Origin of the sequence: Paraburkholderia sp. J76, assembly GCF_905220295.1 — a bacterium.
GTDB lineage: Bacteria > Pseudomonadota > Gammaproteobacteria > Burkholderiales > Burkholderiaceae > Paraburkholderia.
Window position 1 is genome coordinate 207,661 of record NZ_CAJMZJ010000010.1, and the last position, 16,796, is coordinate 224,456.

At 63.6% G+C, this 16,796-nt stretch carries 15 protein-coding genes; 11 read left to right on the forward strand and 4 right to left on the reverse strand.

All coding sequences use genetic code 11. The features are described 5' to 3' along the window. The first annotated feature begins 8 nt into the window (after positions 1 to 8). The 6 genes from U5768_RS20380 (at position 9) to U5768_RS20405 (ending at position 8,827) form a co-directional block, all read left to right on the forward strand. Positions 9 to 1,169: a pyridoxal phosphate-dependent aminotransferase gene (locus tag U5768_RS20380; protein WP_322032207.1), complete on the forward strand. Its 1,161-nt coding sequence runs from the start codon at positions 9 to 11 to the stop codon at positions 1,167 to 1,169. A gap of 90 nt (positions 1,170 to 1,259) precedes the next feature. Beyond that, entirely contained in the window at positions 1,260 to 2,330 is a 1,071-nt protein-coding gene (locus tag U5768_RS20385; RefSeq protein ID WP_322032208.1) for a porin, read from the forward strand. Between the two features lie 35 nt (positions 2,331 to 2,365). Beyond that, positions 2,366 to 3,505 carry an aminotransferase class V-fold PLP-dependent enzyme gene (locus tag U5768_RS20390; protein WP_322032209.1) on the forward strand — a complete coding sequence of 380 codons (1,140 nt, stop codon included), beginning with the start codon at positions 2,366 to 2,368 and terminating at the stop codon, positions 3,503 to 3,505. 36 nt (positions 3,506 to 3,541) lie between these two features. After that, on the forward strand, positions 3,542 to 4,945 hold the full coding sequence (locus U5768_RS20395) for an amino acid permease (protein WP_322032210.1): 1,404 nt from the start codon (positions 3,542 to 3,544) through the stop codon (positions 4,943 to 4,945). A 151-nt stretch (positions 4,946 to 5,096) separates the two neighbouring features. Next, positions 5,097 to 7,304, forward strand: a complete 2,208-nt coding sequence (locus U5768_RS20400) for an indolepyruvate ferredoxin oxidoreductase subunit alpha (protein WP_322032211.1) — start codon at positions 5,097 to 5,099, stop codon at positions 7,302 to 7,304. A 17-nt stretch (positions 7,305 to 7,321) separates the two neighbouring features. Further along, the gene (locus tag U5768_RS20405) at positions 7,322 to 8,827 is read left to right on the forward strand and encodes an indolepyruvate oxidoreductase subunit beta family protein (protein WP_322032212.1); all 1,506 of its coding nucleotides are present in this window, start codon (positions 7,322 to 7,324) and stop codon (positions 8,825 to 8,827) included. Between the two features lie 48 nt (positions 8,828 to 8,875). Here the strand turns inward: U5768_RS20405 and U5768_RS20410 are convergent, their stop codons facing one another. Continuing rightward, positions 8,876 to 9,340, reverse strand: a complete 465-nt coding sequence (locus U5768_RS20410) for a MarR family transcriptional regulator (protein WP_322032213.1) — start codon at positions 9,338 to 9,340, stop codon at positions 8,876 to 8,878. Positions 9,341 to 9,645: 305 nt separating this feature from the next. Here U5768_RS20410 and U5768_RS20415 point away from each other — a divergent pair, with 305 nt between their 5' ends. Continuing rightward, positions 9,646 to 10,428: a cyclase family protein gene (locus U5768_RS20415; protein WP_322032214.1), complete on the forward strand. Its 783-nt coding sequence runs from the start codon at positions 9,646 to 9,648 to the stop codon at positions 10,426 to 10,428. A 21-nt stretch (positions 10,429 to 10,449) separates the two neighbouring features. On the opposite strand, the gene U5768_RS20420 is transcribed toward U5768_RS20415, so the two are convergent. After that, entirely contained in the window at positions 10,450 to 10,704 is a 255-nt protein-coding gene (locus U5768_RS20420; RefSeq protein ID WP_322032215.1) for a DUF4148 domain-containing protein, read from the reverse strand. Between the two features lie 163 nt (positions 10,705 to 10,867). Between U5768_RS20420 and ltaE the strand changes: the two genes are divergently transcribed. Then, positions 10,868 to 11,872 carry a low-specificity L-threonine aldolase gene (gene ltaE / locus U5768_RS20425; RefSeq protein WP_322032216.1) on the forward strand — a complete coding sequence of 335 codons (1,005 nt, stop codon included), beginning with the start codon at positions 10,868 to 10,870 and terminating at the stop codon, positions 11,870 to 11,872. A gap of 87 nt (positions 11,873 to 11,959) precedes the next feature. Then, positions 11,960 to 13,084, forward strand: a complete 1,125-nt coding sequence (locus U5768_RS20430) for a cupin domain-containing protein (RefSeq protein WP_322032217.1) — start codon at positions 11,960 to 11,962, stop codon at positions 13,082 to 13,084. Between the two features lie 78 nt (positions 13,085 to 13,162). Here U5768_RS20430 and U5768_RS20435 read toward each other — a convergent pair whose 3' ends face one another. After that, positions 13,163 to 13,798 (reverse strand): LysE family translocator, encoded by a 636-nt coding sequence (locus U5768_RS20435; RefSeq protein ID WP_322032218.1) that lies wholly within the window; start codon positions 13,796 to 13,798, stop codon positions 13,163 to 13,165. A 326-nt stretch (positions 13,799 to 14,124) separates the two neighbouring features. Here U5768_RS20435 and U5768_RS20440 point away from each other — a divergent pair, with 326 nt between their 5' ends. Beyond that, a complete protein-coding gene (locus U5768_RS20440) occupies positions 14,125 to 14,349 on the forward strand; it encodes a hypothetical protein (RefSeq protein ID WP_322032219.1) in 225 nt (74 codons plus the stop codon). Positions 14,350 to 14,445: 96 nt separating this feature from the next. On the opposite strand, the gene U5768_RS20445 is transcribed toward U5768_RS20440, so the two are convergent. After that, positions 14,446 to 15,735, reverse strand: a complete 1,290-nt coding sequence (locus tag U5768_RS20445; protein WP_415913944.1) for an MFS transporter — start codon at positions 15,733 to 15,735, stop codon at positions 14,446 to 14,448. Positions 15,736 to 15,830: 95 nt separating this feature from the next. Between U5768_RS20445 and U5768_RS20450 the strand changes: the two genes are divergently transcribed. After that, positions 15,831 to 16,736 (forward strand): LysR family transcriptional regulator, encoded by a 906-nt coding sequence (locus U5768_RS20450; RefSeq protein WP_322032220.1) that lies wholly within the window; start codon positions 15,831 to 15,833, stop codon positions 16,734 to 16,736. Positions 16,737 to 16,796 lie beyond the last annotated feature (60 nt).

Consider the following 16,796-nt stretch of genomic DNA (forward strand, 5'->3'; position numbering starts at 1 on the left):
GGGATGTAATGGATATCACGAGACGAGCAATCGCAGCGATGCCAGATTCGCCGATCATCGACGTCTGGCGCCTGGGGATCGGCCGCAATGACGTCATAGGTCTATGGGCGGGAGAGAGTGACCTGCCGACTCCGCAGGCTTTTCGCGACGCCGCCAGTCGCGCGCTGGCCGCCGGGCACACTTTCTATTCGCCGAATCGCGGCATCGGTGAGTTGCGCAATGCGATTCGCGCGTACTACGAGCGGTTGTGCGCAATTCACGTCGAAGACGAGCGCATCGCCGTCACTTGCGGCGGTATGAATGCGGTAATGCTCGTGGCACAGGCGATCGTTGAACCGGGCGACAACGTGGTGTGCGTGACACCGTCGTGGCCAAACATTCTGCGCGCCGTCACGATTGCCGGCGGCGACGTGCGTAGCGTGCCGCTGCGCTACGGCGACGACGGATGGCATCTCGACCTGCAGCAACTGTTCGACGCTTGCGACGCGCGCACGAAGGCAATTTACTACGCCTCGCCGGGCAACCCGACAGGCTGGCTGATGGAGGCCGGCGAGCAGCGTCGGTTGCTCGAATTCGCGCGTTCGCGCGGCATCGCGATCATCGCTGACGAGGTGTACCAGCGCATCGTCTACGACCGGCCTTATGCGCCTTCGCTGCTGGAAATCGCTTCACCCGACGATCCGGTCTTCGTGATCAACAGCTTCTCCAAAGCGTGGCTCATGACCGGCTGGCGGATGGGCTGGCTCGTGTATCCGCGCTCGATGCTCGGCACATTCGAGAAGCTCCTTCAGTTCAACACCAGCGGCGGCCAGGCGTTCCTGCAGGCCGGGGCCGTAGTTGCCCTGAACGAAGGCGAGGCGGTGGTCGAAGCGTTCGTGGCGCGCTGCCGCGGCGGCCAACGGATCGCGCTCGATCGTCTGCGCGCGATCGATGGTCTGCATGTGGTCCCCGCCAACGCGTCGTTCTATCTCATGTTCAGTATCGACGGCGTTACCGACACGCTCGAATTTTGCAAGCGCGCCGTGCACGAAGCCGGCGTGGGGCTTGCACCCGGCATCGCGTTCGGCAAGGAGTCGGCGCACCAGATCCGCCTGTGCTACGCGCGCAGCGACGCCAGCCTGATCGAAGCGCTGGATCGACTCGAAACGCTGATACGTCACGGACCCTGAATGGGCCCTTTCAGCGTGGCTTTTGTAGTAGCCATCTCCGGCCACCGCCGGGGAGCCGTTGTCCATCACAAGAGGAGACTAAGCGAGATCATGCAACGCAAACTTCACGCCGCGATAGCAACGCTGGGAATCGGGTTGACGGGTAGCGCCTTCGCGCAAAGCTCGGTCACCCTGTACGGCATTGTCGACCAGAGTATTCGCTTTACCAACAATTCGAATGCGGCGAACGACAACCAGGTACAACTAACCAACGGCGCCATCACGAACAGCCGTTGGGGCTTGAAGGGCGACGAAGACCTCGGGGGCGGCATGAAGGCAGTATTCCGCCTCGAAAGCGGTTTCGATCCGCAGACCGGCACGCTCAACCAGGGTCGTCTCTTCGGCCGGTACGCGTACGTCGGTCTGTCGAGCAGCACGCTCGGGACGCTCACGTTCGGACGGCAGGGCACGGAGGCCTTCAACTTCTTCGGTGACTTCGACCCGTTGACCGTCGGCAACTACACGGCGAACTCGTGGCCGTTTTTCATGACGGTCGGCCGTATCGACAGCGCTGCGACCTACGCGGGGCAGTTCGGCGGCCTGCATCTCGGCGCGACCTACGGGTTCGGCCAGCAGCCCGGCAGCCTGAGCAGGAATTCGTCGTGGAGCGTGCGCGCATCGTACGACCTCGGTCCGGCAAGCTTTGGCGGCACGTATCAGGAAACGCGCGACCTCAGCAACAACATTCAGCGCATGTGGGGTCTCGGCGCGAAGTATGCCGCCGGCCCGGCCACGCTGTTCGCGGGGTACATGGGCGGACAGGACGGCACGGGTACTGTCGACGAGTCGCTTAACGACCCGAGCCGCACCGTCGCCACCGGCTCGTCCTCTGCGAACAAGCGCCGCGACATGACGCTCTATACGGGCGCGACGTATCAGGCCACGCCGGCGTTGGCGCTCACGGGCGCGTTCTACTACGACGACATGCACAACCTCAACGGTTTCGCCGGCAACAACGGCGAGCGCTATACCGGCGTGCTGCTGGCCGAGTATTCGCTGTCGAAGGCCACGCAGGTCTACGGTACCGTCGACTACAACCACGTCTCGGGCGGCGCGTATACGGAGCTGCCGGGCAGGAACAACCAGACGGGCGTCGCCGTGGGCATGCGCCACATGTTCTGACGCGCGAACCGGATCACACTGAAAGGAACTGATACATGACTCAACCCACCGATTCCGATCGCTCAGGGTGGCTGCTCTACCACTCGGTCGGCATGTTTCCCGGTCAGGAGGATGCGGTTCGCGCCGCGCTCGACACCTTTGCGTCGAGCTGGTGCCGCCCCGACCTGGCGCGCTGGGACTATGGCCTCGCCGCGCGGCGCCAGGTGCTCGATCAATGGGCCACGCTCGTCAACGCGCCGGCTCACGCCGTTTTCGCGGCGGAGAACGTCACGGACGCGTTCGCGCGTTTCGTCGGTGCGCTCGGCCGGAACCGTTTGGCCGGCCGTCGCGTGCTGATTGCCGGGGATTGTTTCCCGAGCCTGCACTATATGTTGCGCGGACTCGAACCCGTGCTCGGCTTTACGCTCGACACGGTGCCGCTCGCGCCCGGCGCAGCTTACGTGACCGACGACGAATTCATCGCCCATTGGCAGGACGACGTAGCGCTGGCTGTCATCACCTGGGTCACGTCGACCACGTCGAAGCGCGCGGACGTCCCCCGGCTCGCTGCGCACGGTCGCGCGCAGGGTAGCCTGATTGCGGTCGATCTCACACAGGGCGCCGGCATTCTCGATTTCGATGTCATGCAGCCGGCAGTCGATTTCGTCGCGTCCACCACGCTCAAATGGTTGTGCGGCGCACCGGGCACCGGGCTCGCCTATCTCGATCCGAAATTGCTCGATAGCGATATGGCGCCGCTCGTGCAGGGCTGGTTCAGCCAGCCCGACCCCTTCAACTGGGATCTCACGCGCTTTTCCCTGGCCCCCGACGCGCGGCGTTTCGACGGCGGCACGCCATCGTTCTTGCCGTTCGTCGCGTCGGGCCCCGGCCTCGCGTGGCGGCTCTCGCCCGAGGCGATTGGCATGCGCGAGCACAACCTTGCGCTGTCGCGCCGGTTGATTGCGCTTGCCGACGCCAAGGGATACCGCGTGCGATCGCCGCGCGATGATGCGCAGCGCGGCGGCAGCGTGATGGCGGATCTGCCCGCAAACGTCGATCCGCACGAACTGGAGGTCAACCTGGCGAAGCATGGTGTGCTCGTGGATACACGTGGCAGCACCGTACGCATGTCGCCGGGCATGCTGACAACTCATGCCGTGCTCGACACGTTGTCGGCATTGCTTCCCGAAGCCTGATCCGCTTGCGCAAAACCAATCCAGGGAAATAACGACATGGAAGAGACAAACATTACCGCGCGGGAGAAGGGCTTGCATAAAGCCTTGACGCAGCGGCAGATCGCGATGATCGGCATTGGCGGCGCAATTGGCACGGGCCTTTTCATGGGCAGCGGCATTGCGATCGGTTACGCGGGGCCTGGCGTGTTGATCAGCTATGCGATCGCCGCGCTGATCGCCGTGATCATGGTGTTCAGCCTCGCGGAGATGGCTGTTGCGCATCCCACCGCCGGTTCGTTCGGCACCTACGCGGAGATGTACCTGAGCCGCTGGGCCGGGTTCGTCGTGCGTTACACGTACTGGGTCATCGAAGTAGTGGCCGTCGGCGGCGAGGCGATCGCAGTGGGCATTTATATGGGCTTCTGGTTCCCGGGCGTGCCCGTGTGGCTGTGGTCCATTGCGTTCGGCATCGCGCTGATCTACGTGAACTGCCGGTCGGTGACCAACTTCGGCTCGTTCGAGTACTGGTTTGCGTTGATCAAGGTGGTGGCGATTCTGGGCTTCATCGTGGTCGGCCTCGCGCATGTGTTCGGTATCGGCACGGGATCACCCGCCGTGGGCCTGCACAATCTCACCGGGCTGCCGGGTGGCTTCATGCCGCATGGCTTCCACGGCGTGTGGATGGGCGTGCTCATGGCGATTTTCTCGTTCTACGGCGTGGAAATCGTGGCCGTGACGTCGGGCGAGGCAAAGGATCCGTCGCGCGCGATTCCGCACGCACTGCGCTCGATGGTCGTGCGCCTCACGCTCTTCTACATTCTCGCGCTCGGCATCATGGTGGCTTACCTCCCGTGGACCGAAGCCGGAGCGAAGGTGGTGCAGCAAAGCCCGTTCGTGAAGCTCTTCACGCACGCAGGGATTGCTCATGCGGCGGGGCTGATGAACTTCGTGGTGATCACGGCGGCGCTTTCGAGCATGAACACCAACATCTACTTGTCCTCGCGCACGCTGTTCTCGCTCGCTCGCGGCGGCTATGCACCGCGCTGGATCGGTGCGCTCACCCAGAATGGCACGCCGCTCGTCGCCACGCTGATCTCGGGCGTCGGGGTGCTGGCCGCAGCGGCGATTTCGTTCTTCAGCCCGCTCGCGTACAACTACCTGTTCGGCATTGCGTTGTTCGGCGGCATCTTCGTGTGGATCGTGATTCTGGCCACGCACCTGCGTTTTCGCCGCGCCTGGAAAGGCCGCAAACTGCCGGTTCGCATGCCGCTTTTCCCGATCGCGCAGATCACCGGCATCGCGTTGCTGTGCGCGATTCTGGTGACGATGGGACTGGATACGGAATTCTGGAACATCTCCTGGATCGTTGGCGTGCCATGGCTGGTCGCCGTGTCCATCGTGTACTTCATCTACCGCAAGCGGCTGGCGCAATCGCTGGTCGGCAACGCCGCGAGCGCCTGATTGTCGCGACTGCCGGGTTGTGCCGCGCGCACAACCCGTTCGAGGAGTTCGGGCGCCGGTCCGGGCCCTTCCCGAGTAGTGCGAAGCGAGCGCGTGCGAAGGCATGGCGTTTGACCGGCCATGCCGGACTGGATCACCTACAAGGAAGAACATGGCCGAGCGGTCATTTGCAGAGGAAGTGAAGAAGCTGCGCCTGCAGGCGGGCGAAGTCTTCAGCGGCGAGGGGATACTCGCCGTGACCAAGGCGCTGCTGGAATCCGGCGTGGCGTATGTGGCCGGTTATCAGGGTGCGCCGATATCGCATCTCATGGACGTACTGGCCGACGCTCAGGACATCTTGAGCGAGCACGGTATCCGTTTCGAGAACAGCGCGAGCGAGGCGACAGCCGCCGCATCGCTGGCAGCATCGGTCAACTATCCGTTGCGCGGCGCGGTGACGTTCAAGGCGACTGTCGGCACCAATGTCGCGTCGGACGCGCTCGCTAACCTCGCGTCGGGCGGCGTGAAGGGCGGCGCGCTCGTCATCGTCGGCGAGGATTACGGCGAAGGCTCGTCGATCATGCAGGAGCGCAGCCACGCGTTTGCGATGAAGTCGCAGATCTGGCTGCTGGACCCGCGCCCGAATCTGCCATGCATCGTTCAGGCCGTGAAAGACGGCTTCGAACTCTCCGAGGCGAGCAATACGCCCGTGATGCTGCAATTGCGCATTCGTGCGTGCCATGTGCACGGGCAGTTTGTCGCGTCGGATAACCGTGTCTCGGCCTTCTCGATCAAGGACGCACTCGAAAAACCCGATCGCGATGTCAACCGCATCGTGCTCCCGCCCGCAAGCTTTCTGCACGAGCAGGAAAAGATCAGGCATCGCTGGCCGGCAGCGGTGAAGTTCGTCGAAGAACGGCAACTCAACGAATTTTTCTCCGCCGACGCCGCGGACATCGGCATCGCCGTGCAGGGCGGCAACTACAACACCGTGCTGCGCGCGCTGGAACGCCTGGATCTCGCGGACGTATACGGCGAGTCGAAAGTCCCGCTTTACGTGATGAACGTCGCCTACCCGCTCATCGACTCCGAGTGGCAGCGGTTTTGCGCAGGCAAGCGCGCGGTGCTCGTGATCGAAGAGGGGCAGCCTAACTTCGTGGAGCAGAACGCCGCCGCGATACTTCGCCATTCCGATTCTGAGGTGGCGCTCCATGGCAAGGACCTGTTGCCGCTTGCCGGCGAGTACAACACCGCTACCGTATTGAAAGGACTGCGTACGTTTTTCGAGCGCTATGGCGTGCTCGCGCCCGAGCCCGCTGCAATCGTGCCGCGCAAGGTGATTCCGCTCGTGGCCGCGCCCGCTGATTCGCCCGATTCGCCCGATTCGCCTGATTCGGCGCGTGCTGCGGATGCGGCTCCCTCGCTCGACGAAAACGTCCATGCGCGTCCTCCCGGCTTCTGCACAGGCTGCCCGGAGCGGCCGATCTTCACGGCGATGAAGCTCGTCGAGCGCGAACTCGGTCCGCACCATGTGAGCGCCGATATCGGCTGCCACCTGTTTTCCATCCTGCCGCCGTTCAATCTCGGCAGCACGACGATGGGCTACGGTCTTGGCAGTGCGAGCGCCTCGGCGCTGAACGTGCCGGCCGGGAAGCGGGCGATCTCGGTAATGGGCGACGGCGGGTTCTGGCACAACGGATTGACGAGCGGGATCGCCAATGCGGTCTTCAACAAAAGCGACAATCTCACCGTCATTGTCGACAACAGCTATACGTCGGCAACGGGCGGCCAGGACATTCTCTCGTCGACGGCGCTGAACCCGACGCGCAGCACCGGTCACGAGATCGAGCGCGCCGTGCGCGGCGTCGGCGTGAAGTGGGTGCGGACAATTCGTCGTACATACGATCTTAAGGCGATGATGTCGACCTTGAGGGAAGCGTTGACCACGGGCGAGAAGGGGCCGAAGGTGCTGATCGCGCAGAGCGAGTGCATGCTCAACAGGCAGCGTCGCGAAAAGCCGAAAACGCGCAAAGCCATCGCGGCTGGCGAACGCGTGGTGCGTGAGCGTTTTGGTGTTGACTCCGATACCTGTACGGGCGACCACTCGTGTATCCGGCTTTCGGGCTGTCCTTCGCTGTCGGTCAAGCCCAATCCCGATGCGCTGCGCACCGACCCGGTGGCGACGGTGCTCGATAGCTGCGTGGGCTGCGGGCTGTGCGGTGAAGTTTCACATGCAGCGGTGTTGTGCCCGTCGTTCTATCGTGCGCAGATCGTCACCAACCCGACCCGGGTGGATCGGCTTCGCCAGCGGATTCGCTCGGGCCTGATTGGCTGGTTGCAGCGCCGCGACGCCGCGCGCCGCGCTCGCTACGCGTTTTAAAGAGCAAGGGTTCAATCATGAAAGCACAACCGATCAAGATCGCAATTCTCGCGATGGGCGGCGAGGGCGGCGGCGTTCTCGCGGACTGGATCGTGGATCTCGGCGAGCACAACGGTTACTACGCGCAGACCACATCGGTGCCGGGCGTGGCGCAACGTACCGGCGCTACGATCTACTACGTCGAACTGTTTCCGCGCGAAATCGCGGACCGGACGGGCCGCGTGCCGGTGCTCGCGCTGATGCCGCTGCCGGGCGACGTCGACGTCGTGCTCGCCTCCGAGTTGATGGAAGCGGGACGCGCGGTGCAACGCGGTCTCGTGACGCCCGATCGCACGACCCTCGTGGCTTCCACGCACCGCGTGTATTCGATTGCCGAGAAGACGGCGATGGGCGACGGGCTGGTGGACAGCGGTGCGCTGATCGAGCACGCGGGCAAGGCGGCCAGGCGTTTCGTGCGCTTCGACATGGCTCGGGCAGCCGAAGCTTCCGGCAGCGTAATCAGCGCAGTGTTGTTCGGCGCGCTGGCGGGCACGGGCGTGTTGCCATTCAGCCGCGCGCAGTTCGAGCAGACCATCGAGCGCGGCGGCGTAGGCGTAAAGCCGAGCCTGCGCGCATTCGGCGTGGCGTACCTCAAGGCAAACGATGCCGAACCTCCCGCTGAGGAATCCGAAGCAGTCGCGATGGCCGAATTCGAAGCGATTCCCTCTAACCCAAAGGTCGCCGCGCTCGTCGAACGCGTGCGTACCGGTTTCCCTGCCGGGGTTCGAAAGGTCGTGATCGAAGGCGTACGCCGGCTGATCGATTACCAGGACCCGGACTACGCGGGACTCTATCTCGATCGTCTCGATCAGATGCAGCGCGCGCTCGAGCAACCGGACGCCACACTCGTGCGGGAGACGGCGCGCTATCTTGCGCTGTGGATGTCGTACGAGGACACGATTCGCGTCGCCGATCTCAAGACACGTGGCTCGCGTTTCGAGCGGGTGCGCGACGAAGTGCGCGCGCAGGCGGATCAACTCCTCGCGATCAACGAGTTCATGCATCCGCGTGTCGAGGAGATCTGCGAGACGCTGCCTGCTTCGATCGGTCGCTGGCTGATGCGCCCGCACTGGGTGCATCGCTTCGTACGCCGTATCACGCACTCGGGCCGCGTCGTGACCACCAGTTCGTTGCGTGGGTACCTGACACTGTACGCGGTGTCGCGCATGCGCCGCTGGCGACGCGCCACGCTGCGCTACCAGATCGAAAATGCGCGAATCGAACACTGGCTGAGCCAGGTGCTCCAGGCGGCGCAGCGTAATCCGGCGCTTGCCATTGAGGTGGCGCAATGTCAGCGTCTAGTCAAGGGCTACAGCGATACGCACGCGCGCGGATTGCGCAACTATGAAAGGATCATGACCGCCCTTGCCCGTGCGGGCGCGCTGCTCGCGCCCGCCACGTTGCGTGAGTTGCGCGAGGCGGCGTTAGCGGACGAGCACGGCAAAAAGCTTCAGGAGGCGCTCGCCCGGCACGCGTTGGCCTGATGACCCGCGTGCAGAGGATTCCGGGCAGCTAATGGAACAATCAGGCTATCAAACGTCCGAACGATGCAGCTCGATCAACAGGCGCAGCGTTGCTCTCAGTTCCTCGGTTCTTTGTTTGCCGAGGGGCGCGAGCACCTGCTCTTCGTGCGCCTTCGCTTGTTCGATCAACGCGGAGACGAGTTGCTGCCCTTGTGGCGTGATGCGCACGAGTGTCACGCGCCGGTCTTTCTCGTGAGGGAGGCGCTCGACGTACTCCTGCGCCTCCAGCCGGTCCAGCAGCCGCGTGACCGTGGGCTGTTTGGTGACCGAGACCTGGGCCAGGCGGCCAATGCTGATTGGCTTGCCGTCAGACAGGGTGGACAGAACACGCCAGTCGGAGATCTCGAACCCGTTGGCCTGAACGATAGCGTGAAATTCGCCAGAGATGAGTTGACTAACCTGAGCGAGCAGCGCTGGCGTGTAGTTTTCAACAAAAGCCAGTGACTGGGATGGGGTTGGACGTTTCGTATGCACAGCTAAGGCAGGCACGTATCGAGAGAAAGAACGGCAACCATAGCACGGATAGTAATCCCGGCGAAGACCAGGCTGGCTAGAGGATGACCGGCGCTTAACAATGCGCATGACTCGCGGGGATCGGGTCGGCCTTAGCCATGATTCCGAAGCGGATTCAGCGCCTCGAAAATGTACTGAACGGGGCGTATATGAAGAGATTTAGCAGTGCGATAGTTTTTGCCGGGGAGCATCAACGAAATACAGGCTCCGGCGGTTTTTTCGAAGTCAACGACGATTGTCCACACATTACGGATACGAGAGGTTATATGACGACGATTCTCGATCAACTCACTCGCGAACTCACCCAGGGCGGGATTCGTTCGGTCGATCTAACGCATACGCTTTCGCCGGATTTTCCTGCCTTGCAGTTGCCGCCTGAATTCGGGCAAGTCTGGTCGTTCAAGATGGAGCAGATCAGTCGCTACGACGAAAAGGGTCCCGGTTGGTACTGGAACAACTTCTCTTGCGGCGAACATACCGGGACGCACTTCGATGCTCCCGTTCATTGGATTACCGGCAAGGACCACGTACACAATTCGGTCGATACGATTGACGTGAAGAATTTCATTACGCCGGCAGTCGTGATCGACGCCAGCACGGAAGTGGCGGCTAACCCCGACTGGCTACTCACGAAGGCGTTTCTGGAACACTGGGAGTCGCAGCACGGGAAAATACCTGCGTCTGCATGGGTGTTGTTCCGCACAGATTGGTCCAAACGCACCGATGTCGCCGAATTCGTCAATCTTCGGGAAGACGGCGCGCATACGCCGGGGCCCACTCAGGATGCCGTGGAGTGGTTGATTCACGAGCGCAACGTCCATGGCTTCGGCGTTGAAACGATCAACACGGACGCCGGCCAATCGTATGCATGGCCGGTTCCGTACCCGTGCCACACGTTGATGCACGGGGCCAACCGATATGGGTTGCAGTGCCTGAAAAACCTCGACGAACTGCCGCCCACTGGCGCAGTGATATTTGCTGCGCCTTTGAAGATTCAAGGAGGCTCAGGAAGTCCGCTTCGGGTAGTCGCGCTGGTGCCTGGCCGCTAAGTGCGCCGGTGAAAGCCCCCGCTACTGCTGGTTGGGCGAACCGGCTCGCCGTTCCGCCACGATTCGACCCGCTTGCTGGGCGTTGTCGGGATAGTGCTCGAAGTTAATGGGCGGCTTGAATCCGGCGGCCCGCCAGGCGGCAAGGTCGGCCTGTACGTCTGCGCGAGCCGGAGGGGACGGCTGGTGCGACGGCATGGGGGAAGTTTGTGCGCTTGCGGAAAGAACTCCCGCAGTGCCGAGCAGAACAGCCAGCACGCACCGGGTTTTGAGCTTCATGACGTGTCCTCCGATAGTGGCGGCACAGTCACATTTTAGTCGCTACCCGGCGTATCGCCAGGATTGCGTGGGGCGTTTCATCGGACATTTAGTGAGGCGACTGGTGCATATCGTCGGCGCCTGGCCACAAGGCGACAAATATACGGGATCTGAAGGACAACACATGATCGATCTGCGCAGTGATACCGTGACCCGTCCAGGTGCGGGGATGCTGGCCGCCATGGCAGCCGCACAAGTTGGCGACGATGTGTGGGGCGACGACCCTACCGTGCATCGTCTGCAAGCAACAGTCGCCGAGCGTGCGGGCAAGGAGGCGGGACTGTTTCTCCCGACCGGCACACAAAGCAATCTGTCCGCGCTGATGGCGCATTGCGGGCGCGGCGACGAATACATCGTTGGCCAGGCGGCGCACGCATACAGGGACGAGGGTGGGGGCGCGGCCGTGCTGGGGAGCATTCAGCCGCAGCCCATCGAAAACGCCGTTGATGGCTCACTGCCGCTCGACAAGATCACGGCCGCCATCAAGCCGATCGACATCCACTACGCGCGCACACGCCTGCTCGCGCTGGAAAACACAACCGGGGGCAAGGTGCTGGACGCGGGCTATGTCGCCGAAGCCACGCAACTTGCGCGCGAACGCGGGCTGTCGACGCATCTTGACGGGGCGCGTGTCTGCAACGCGGCGGTCGCTTCGAAACTGCCGCTCGAGGCGCTGTGCGCGCCCTTCGACTCGGTGTCGATGTGCTTTTCGAAGGGACTCGGTGCCCCTGTGGGTTCGGTGCTGGTCGGCAGCAAGCCCGTAATCGAGGCGGCGCGCCGCTGGCGCAAGATGTTGGGCGGCGGCATGCGACAGTCGGGCGTACTCGCGGCAGCGTGTCTTTACGCGCTCGACCACAACTTCGAACGCCTCGTTGAAGATCACGCTAATGCAGCACATCTCGCCGCAGGGCTCGCGCAGATTGATCAGGTGAAGGTCCTGTCGCAGGCCACCAATATGGTTTTTGCGCAATTCCCGCAACAGCATTGCGCCCCGCTGGAAGCATGGCTCCGGGAGCGCGGCATTCTCACGCAGGTGTTATACGGTTCCCGTTTCGTTACTCATCTGGATGTTTCGCGCGCTGATATCGATACGTTCGTTAATGCAATCAAGCAATACTTCCGGCGCTGAACCCGATTTGCACTACTGAGTTTTAACCTGAATATCCACGGCGTCAACGCGCGAGCGATGCCGTGGCCACGATTCTGGAGCGTTGTCATGTACGAACCCAACGATTCTTCTTCCGCCCCGCAGCCCATTTCCGGCATTCACGCTTGCCAGGTGCTCATGGCATGCGACGAGCTAAACCCGACGCTCGAGTTCCTCAGGAGCACGCTCGGGCTTCGGATCGACGCTATCTTTCCGGCCGACAACCCTTCAACCGCGATGCTCTCCGGGCATGGCTTGTCGATCCGGCTTGGCGTCGGCCTTGCCAACGGCGTTAAGGAGCTGCGCGTGCTTTGCGACGATCCTTATCAATTGCCGGCTGGCGCACGGGAACTCGTTGCGCCGAACGGGGTGCGTATTCGCCTCGAGGCGAGCGATCCGCCAATCCTTCAGCCAGAGACGGTTCAGGAACTCGTGCTTTCGAACCTGGATGAAGAGACGCACTGGAATGTCGGGCGCGCTGGGCTTCGCTATCGGGATCTCCTGCCGGCGAGGCACGGTGGCGCATTTATCGCATCGCATATTCGCATTCTCGAAGGGGGACCGGTTCCCGACTACACGCACTTTCATAAGGTTCGCTTCCAGACGATTTTTTGCAGAAAGGGCTGGGTGCGCGTTGTTTATGAAGGGCAGGGCGAGCCCTTTGAAATGCACGCCGGAGACTGCGTTCTGCAGCCGCCGACAATTCGCCATCGCGTGCTTGCAAGCTCGGCTGGCGCGGAAGTGGTCGAACTCAGCAGTCCGGCTGAGCACATCACGGTCGTCGACCACGAGATGCTGCTGCCGACAACCGCGACGCATCCTGTGCGGGATTTCAACGGCCAGCGCTTTGTGCGTCACGTTGCGAAGTCAGCCGGGTGGGAGCCATGGCGCATTGCCGGCTTTGAGGCGTCCGATACCGGCATTGGCGCCGCTACCGCGGGCGTTGGCGGGGTTCGCGTTATTCGGCCTGCGGGAGAGGCGAATAGTCGGACCCAGACGCACAACACCGAGCTGTGCTTTTTCTATGTGCTATCCGGGAGGCTCGAGGTAGTCGTGGAGGGCGACCGTTATACGCTCACATCGGATGCAAGCGTAACGATCCCCGGAAACACGCGGTATGCATTCGATCGCTATTCGGAAGATCTCCAGTTGATCGAAATTACCTTGCCGGACAAGTTTCTGATCGGGGATTGATATCGAACGATGGGGCGCCCGGGACCCTTCGCCTGCACGGAATGCTTGCGCGACTGGCGGCGCGCCGTTCGCCCCGCTTTACTGGCGAAGCAACGCCATCATCGCGCCAAAGCCGACGAATACGCCGCCCGTCACGCGATTGAACGCTTTTGCCACGCGCCGGCTCTTGAGCGTCGCGCCGATGCGCGTGCCGAAACCGGCATAGACGAGATACCAGCTCACCTCGCACACGGCGAAGGTCGCGACGAGCACGCCGAACTGCGGCAGCACCGGGCGGCCAGCGTCGATGAACTGCGGCAAAAGCGCGGCCGCGAAAAGGATCGCCTTCGGATTGCTACCGCCGACGAAAAAGCCATTGCGATAGAGAGCAAGCGCCGAGCGCGCGGGGCGCGCCGCCACACGCTCGCTGGTATCGGCGGCGGCCTCGGGCACGCTCGCGCCCCAAGCCTTGACGCCCAGATACACGAGGTACGCGGCGCCGATGAAGCGCAGCGCATTGAACATGGCCGGCCACGCTTGCAGGAACACACCGAGCCCGGCTGCCGAAACGGCCAGCATGAGCACGAGTGCCGAAAGGCACCCGGCCATGGTCGCGCTCGTGCGTCGCAGACCGTACTGCGCGCCATGCGACATGATGAGCAACATGTTGGGACCGGGGATGGCGCAGACGACGAAGACGGTAACGAGGAACAGCCACCAGGTATGCGGATTCATTGCAGCGGCGAGAGAAAAGAGGGCTGGAAAACGGCGAAGGGACGATTATGCCAGCAGACGGCGCGAGCCTGGCCGCGGCGCTCAGGCGAAGGGAGCCCGAAAAAAGAAAAGCCCGCAGCAAGCGCGGGCTTGAACCATGCCAGGGAAGACATGGAGGAGACACATCCACTATAGTCAAACCATTACCGCATCGCAATATACGTTCGTATAAAGAATCGTTAACCATTGTCAGATTAATGCGTTAGCGATTGATGCGGCCCTGGAGCGGGCACACAATGACGCGGCGCGCCCGGAGCGGGTGTGAATATGTCAACTGGAGGGGTGAAATGGGCATTCTGGACAAGTTGGGTGAAGTTGCCGGTGCGGTGGCCGCGGTGGAAGGCGCCGAGAAACTGGATCCGAACGCAGGTTTTCTGACCCGGGCGGCAGCAGCCGTTGCCGGTTTCGAGGGGGCCAAAAAGCTCGAGGAGCTGGCGGAAAAGAAGGAAGACGAACAGGCAGCCGACGACACCACCGCGCAGCCCGCGGACGGCTCCGATCAGCAGATTTGAGCGGCTCGCCGCGTACGAGCGGCACCTGGGATACAGAAAAATACAGAAAAGCCGCGGCTCAGCCGCGGCTTTTTCACTGGTACGCCGGGCGCAGCACTAGCGCCCGGAAGCCGGCGCCGCGCGATAAACAAAACCGAGCGCGATGACCACGACCGTGAAGCCCAGGGCGACGAAACATACGCCGCTCCAGCGCGCCGAGGCCCACGCCGCGCCAGCCATGAGCGCGCCGGCCGCGCCGCCGATAAAGAACATCCCCACGAAAATCGCATTGAGCCGACCTCGCGCAGCGGGATTGAGCAGGTTGATGGCGCGCCGTCCGAGCGTTTGATCGGCGATGACGCCCGCATCGAGCGAGGCCGCGCCCACCACGAGCAGCCCGAGCGCCAGCGCGGGATGCGCGGCGGGCGAAAAGCCGCCCCAGCCCGCGCCCGCCACGCCCAGCAGCACGACCGCGCCGAGCATGGTCGCGTGCGCGGCGTATTGAACCGTGCGCCCCGCGCCTTGATCGCCCAGCCGGCCCGCGAGCGGCGTGACGATCGCGCCGCTCGCGCCGGCCAGTGCAAATGCGGCAATGCCGTTCATGCCCAGTGAAAACGGCGGCTGCGAAAGCAGCAACGCGACGGCGGTCCAGAACGCCGAGAACGCGCCCAGCGCGAGCGCCGCCAGGAACGCGCTGCGCCGCAAAACGCGTTCGGTGCGCAGCAGCGTCCAGAGCGAATAAAGCAGCTCGGCGTAGCGCGCGGTCACGGCCGGCATGCGGCGCGGCGTGCGCAGGAACAGGATCACGGCGAGCAATGCATCGGCGGCCGCTTCGATGCCGTAGAACGCGCGCCAGCCCAGCGTGCCCGCAATCAGGCTCGCAAGTGGCCGCGACAGCAGAATGCCCAGCATCAGGCCGCTCATTACGTTGCCCACCGCGCGCCCGCGCTGGCTTTCGGGCGCCATCGATGCGGCCATCGGCACGAGCATCTGGATCACGCTGGAGGTCGCTCCCGCGAGGAATGCGGCGGCGAGAAAGAGCGGGCCAGAGCGCGCCAGCGCCGCGAGCGCGAGAAAGACGGAACAGGCGAGCAGCGTGCGGAAAATCAGGCTCCGGTTTTCGAGCAGATCGCAAAGCGGCACGAGCAGCAGCAGGCCGGCCGCATAGCCAAGCTGCGGCAGCATGGCGACCGCGCCCACGAACTCCGGGCGCAGATGCAGCGAATGACTCACGAGCCCGGCCAGCGGCTGGGCCGCCGACAGATTGACGACGATCACGCCGACAGCGGCGGCGAAGAACAGCGTCATCGGCAGCGTGAGGGTGGCGTGGGTGGCGTGACCGGCGTGGCTCGGGGGGACGGCTTCGCGCGGCATCGCGCGCGTGCAGGTTTCAGCAGGGTGCTCCATCGATTGGCTCCGCAACGTGGCAAGTGCAGGTATCGTAGGAAGCGCCGCGTTATGCGACAATTGAATTATCGCGATAATCTTTATGCGGAGTCGTTGTGAATACGCGAGATCTGGAAGCCTTCGTGGCGGTGGTCGAAAGCGGCTCGCTCGTGCGGGCGTCGGAGCGGCTGTTCCTTACGCAACCGGGCCTCACGCGCCGCGTGCAGAACCTGGAAACGACGCTCGGCATCGAATTGCTCGACCGTCAGAGCAAGCCCCTCAAACCGACGGCCGCGGGCAACGAGGTGTACGGCCTCGCGCGCTCGGTCCTGCGCGCGGTCGACGACCTGATGTCGGTCGCCTCGCCGGAAACCGAACCGGCGGGCGAACTCAAGCTCGGCGTGCCGCCGTTTCTTTCGGAACTGGCGCTGGAGCAACCCGTCGATCAACTGCGCGGCGAGTTTCCAAAGCTGACGCTGCGGGTGAGGGCGGGCTGGTCGCCGGGGCTGCTCGACGAGGTCGAGCGCGCGCGGCTCGATGCAGCCGTCATCCTGCTGCCCGCCGCGGTGTCGCCACCGCCGGGCGTCGTCGCAACGCAGCTAGGTTATACGCCGACCCTCGTTGTCGCGGCGCGCTCGTTCGGCCTGCCCGACGAGCCCACCACGCTCGCTGCGCTCGCGCATCACCCGTGGGTGCTGAACCAGGACGGCTGCGGGATGCGCTCGGCGCTGAGCCGCGCCATGGGCACGGCGGGGCTGCCGTTCAACGTGGCGGTCGAGGCGTTCGGCTCGGAACTGCAGCTTTCGCTGGTCGCGCGCGGCATGGGCGTCGGGCTCGCCGCGCCGCAGGCGCTCGCCCGCAGCCCGCTGCGCGACCAGTTGCAGATCATCGACGCGACCGACTTCCGCTCGGGCCTGAACGTGTGGCTCGTGCACGGGGCGCTGCCGGGGCGCCTCGTGCGCCCGGTCGCGCTCATTCGCGATGCGTTGGCCCGCAAGCTGGAGACCGCCGAAGTCGCGTGACGGCGTGGCGCTCAGGCGTGTGCGTCTGCCACGTTTTCGCGCAGGTGCGAAAGCGTGGAC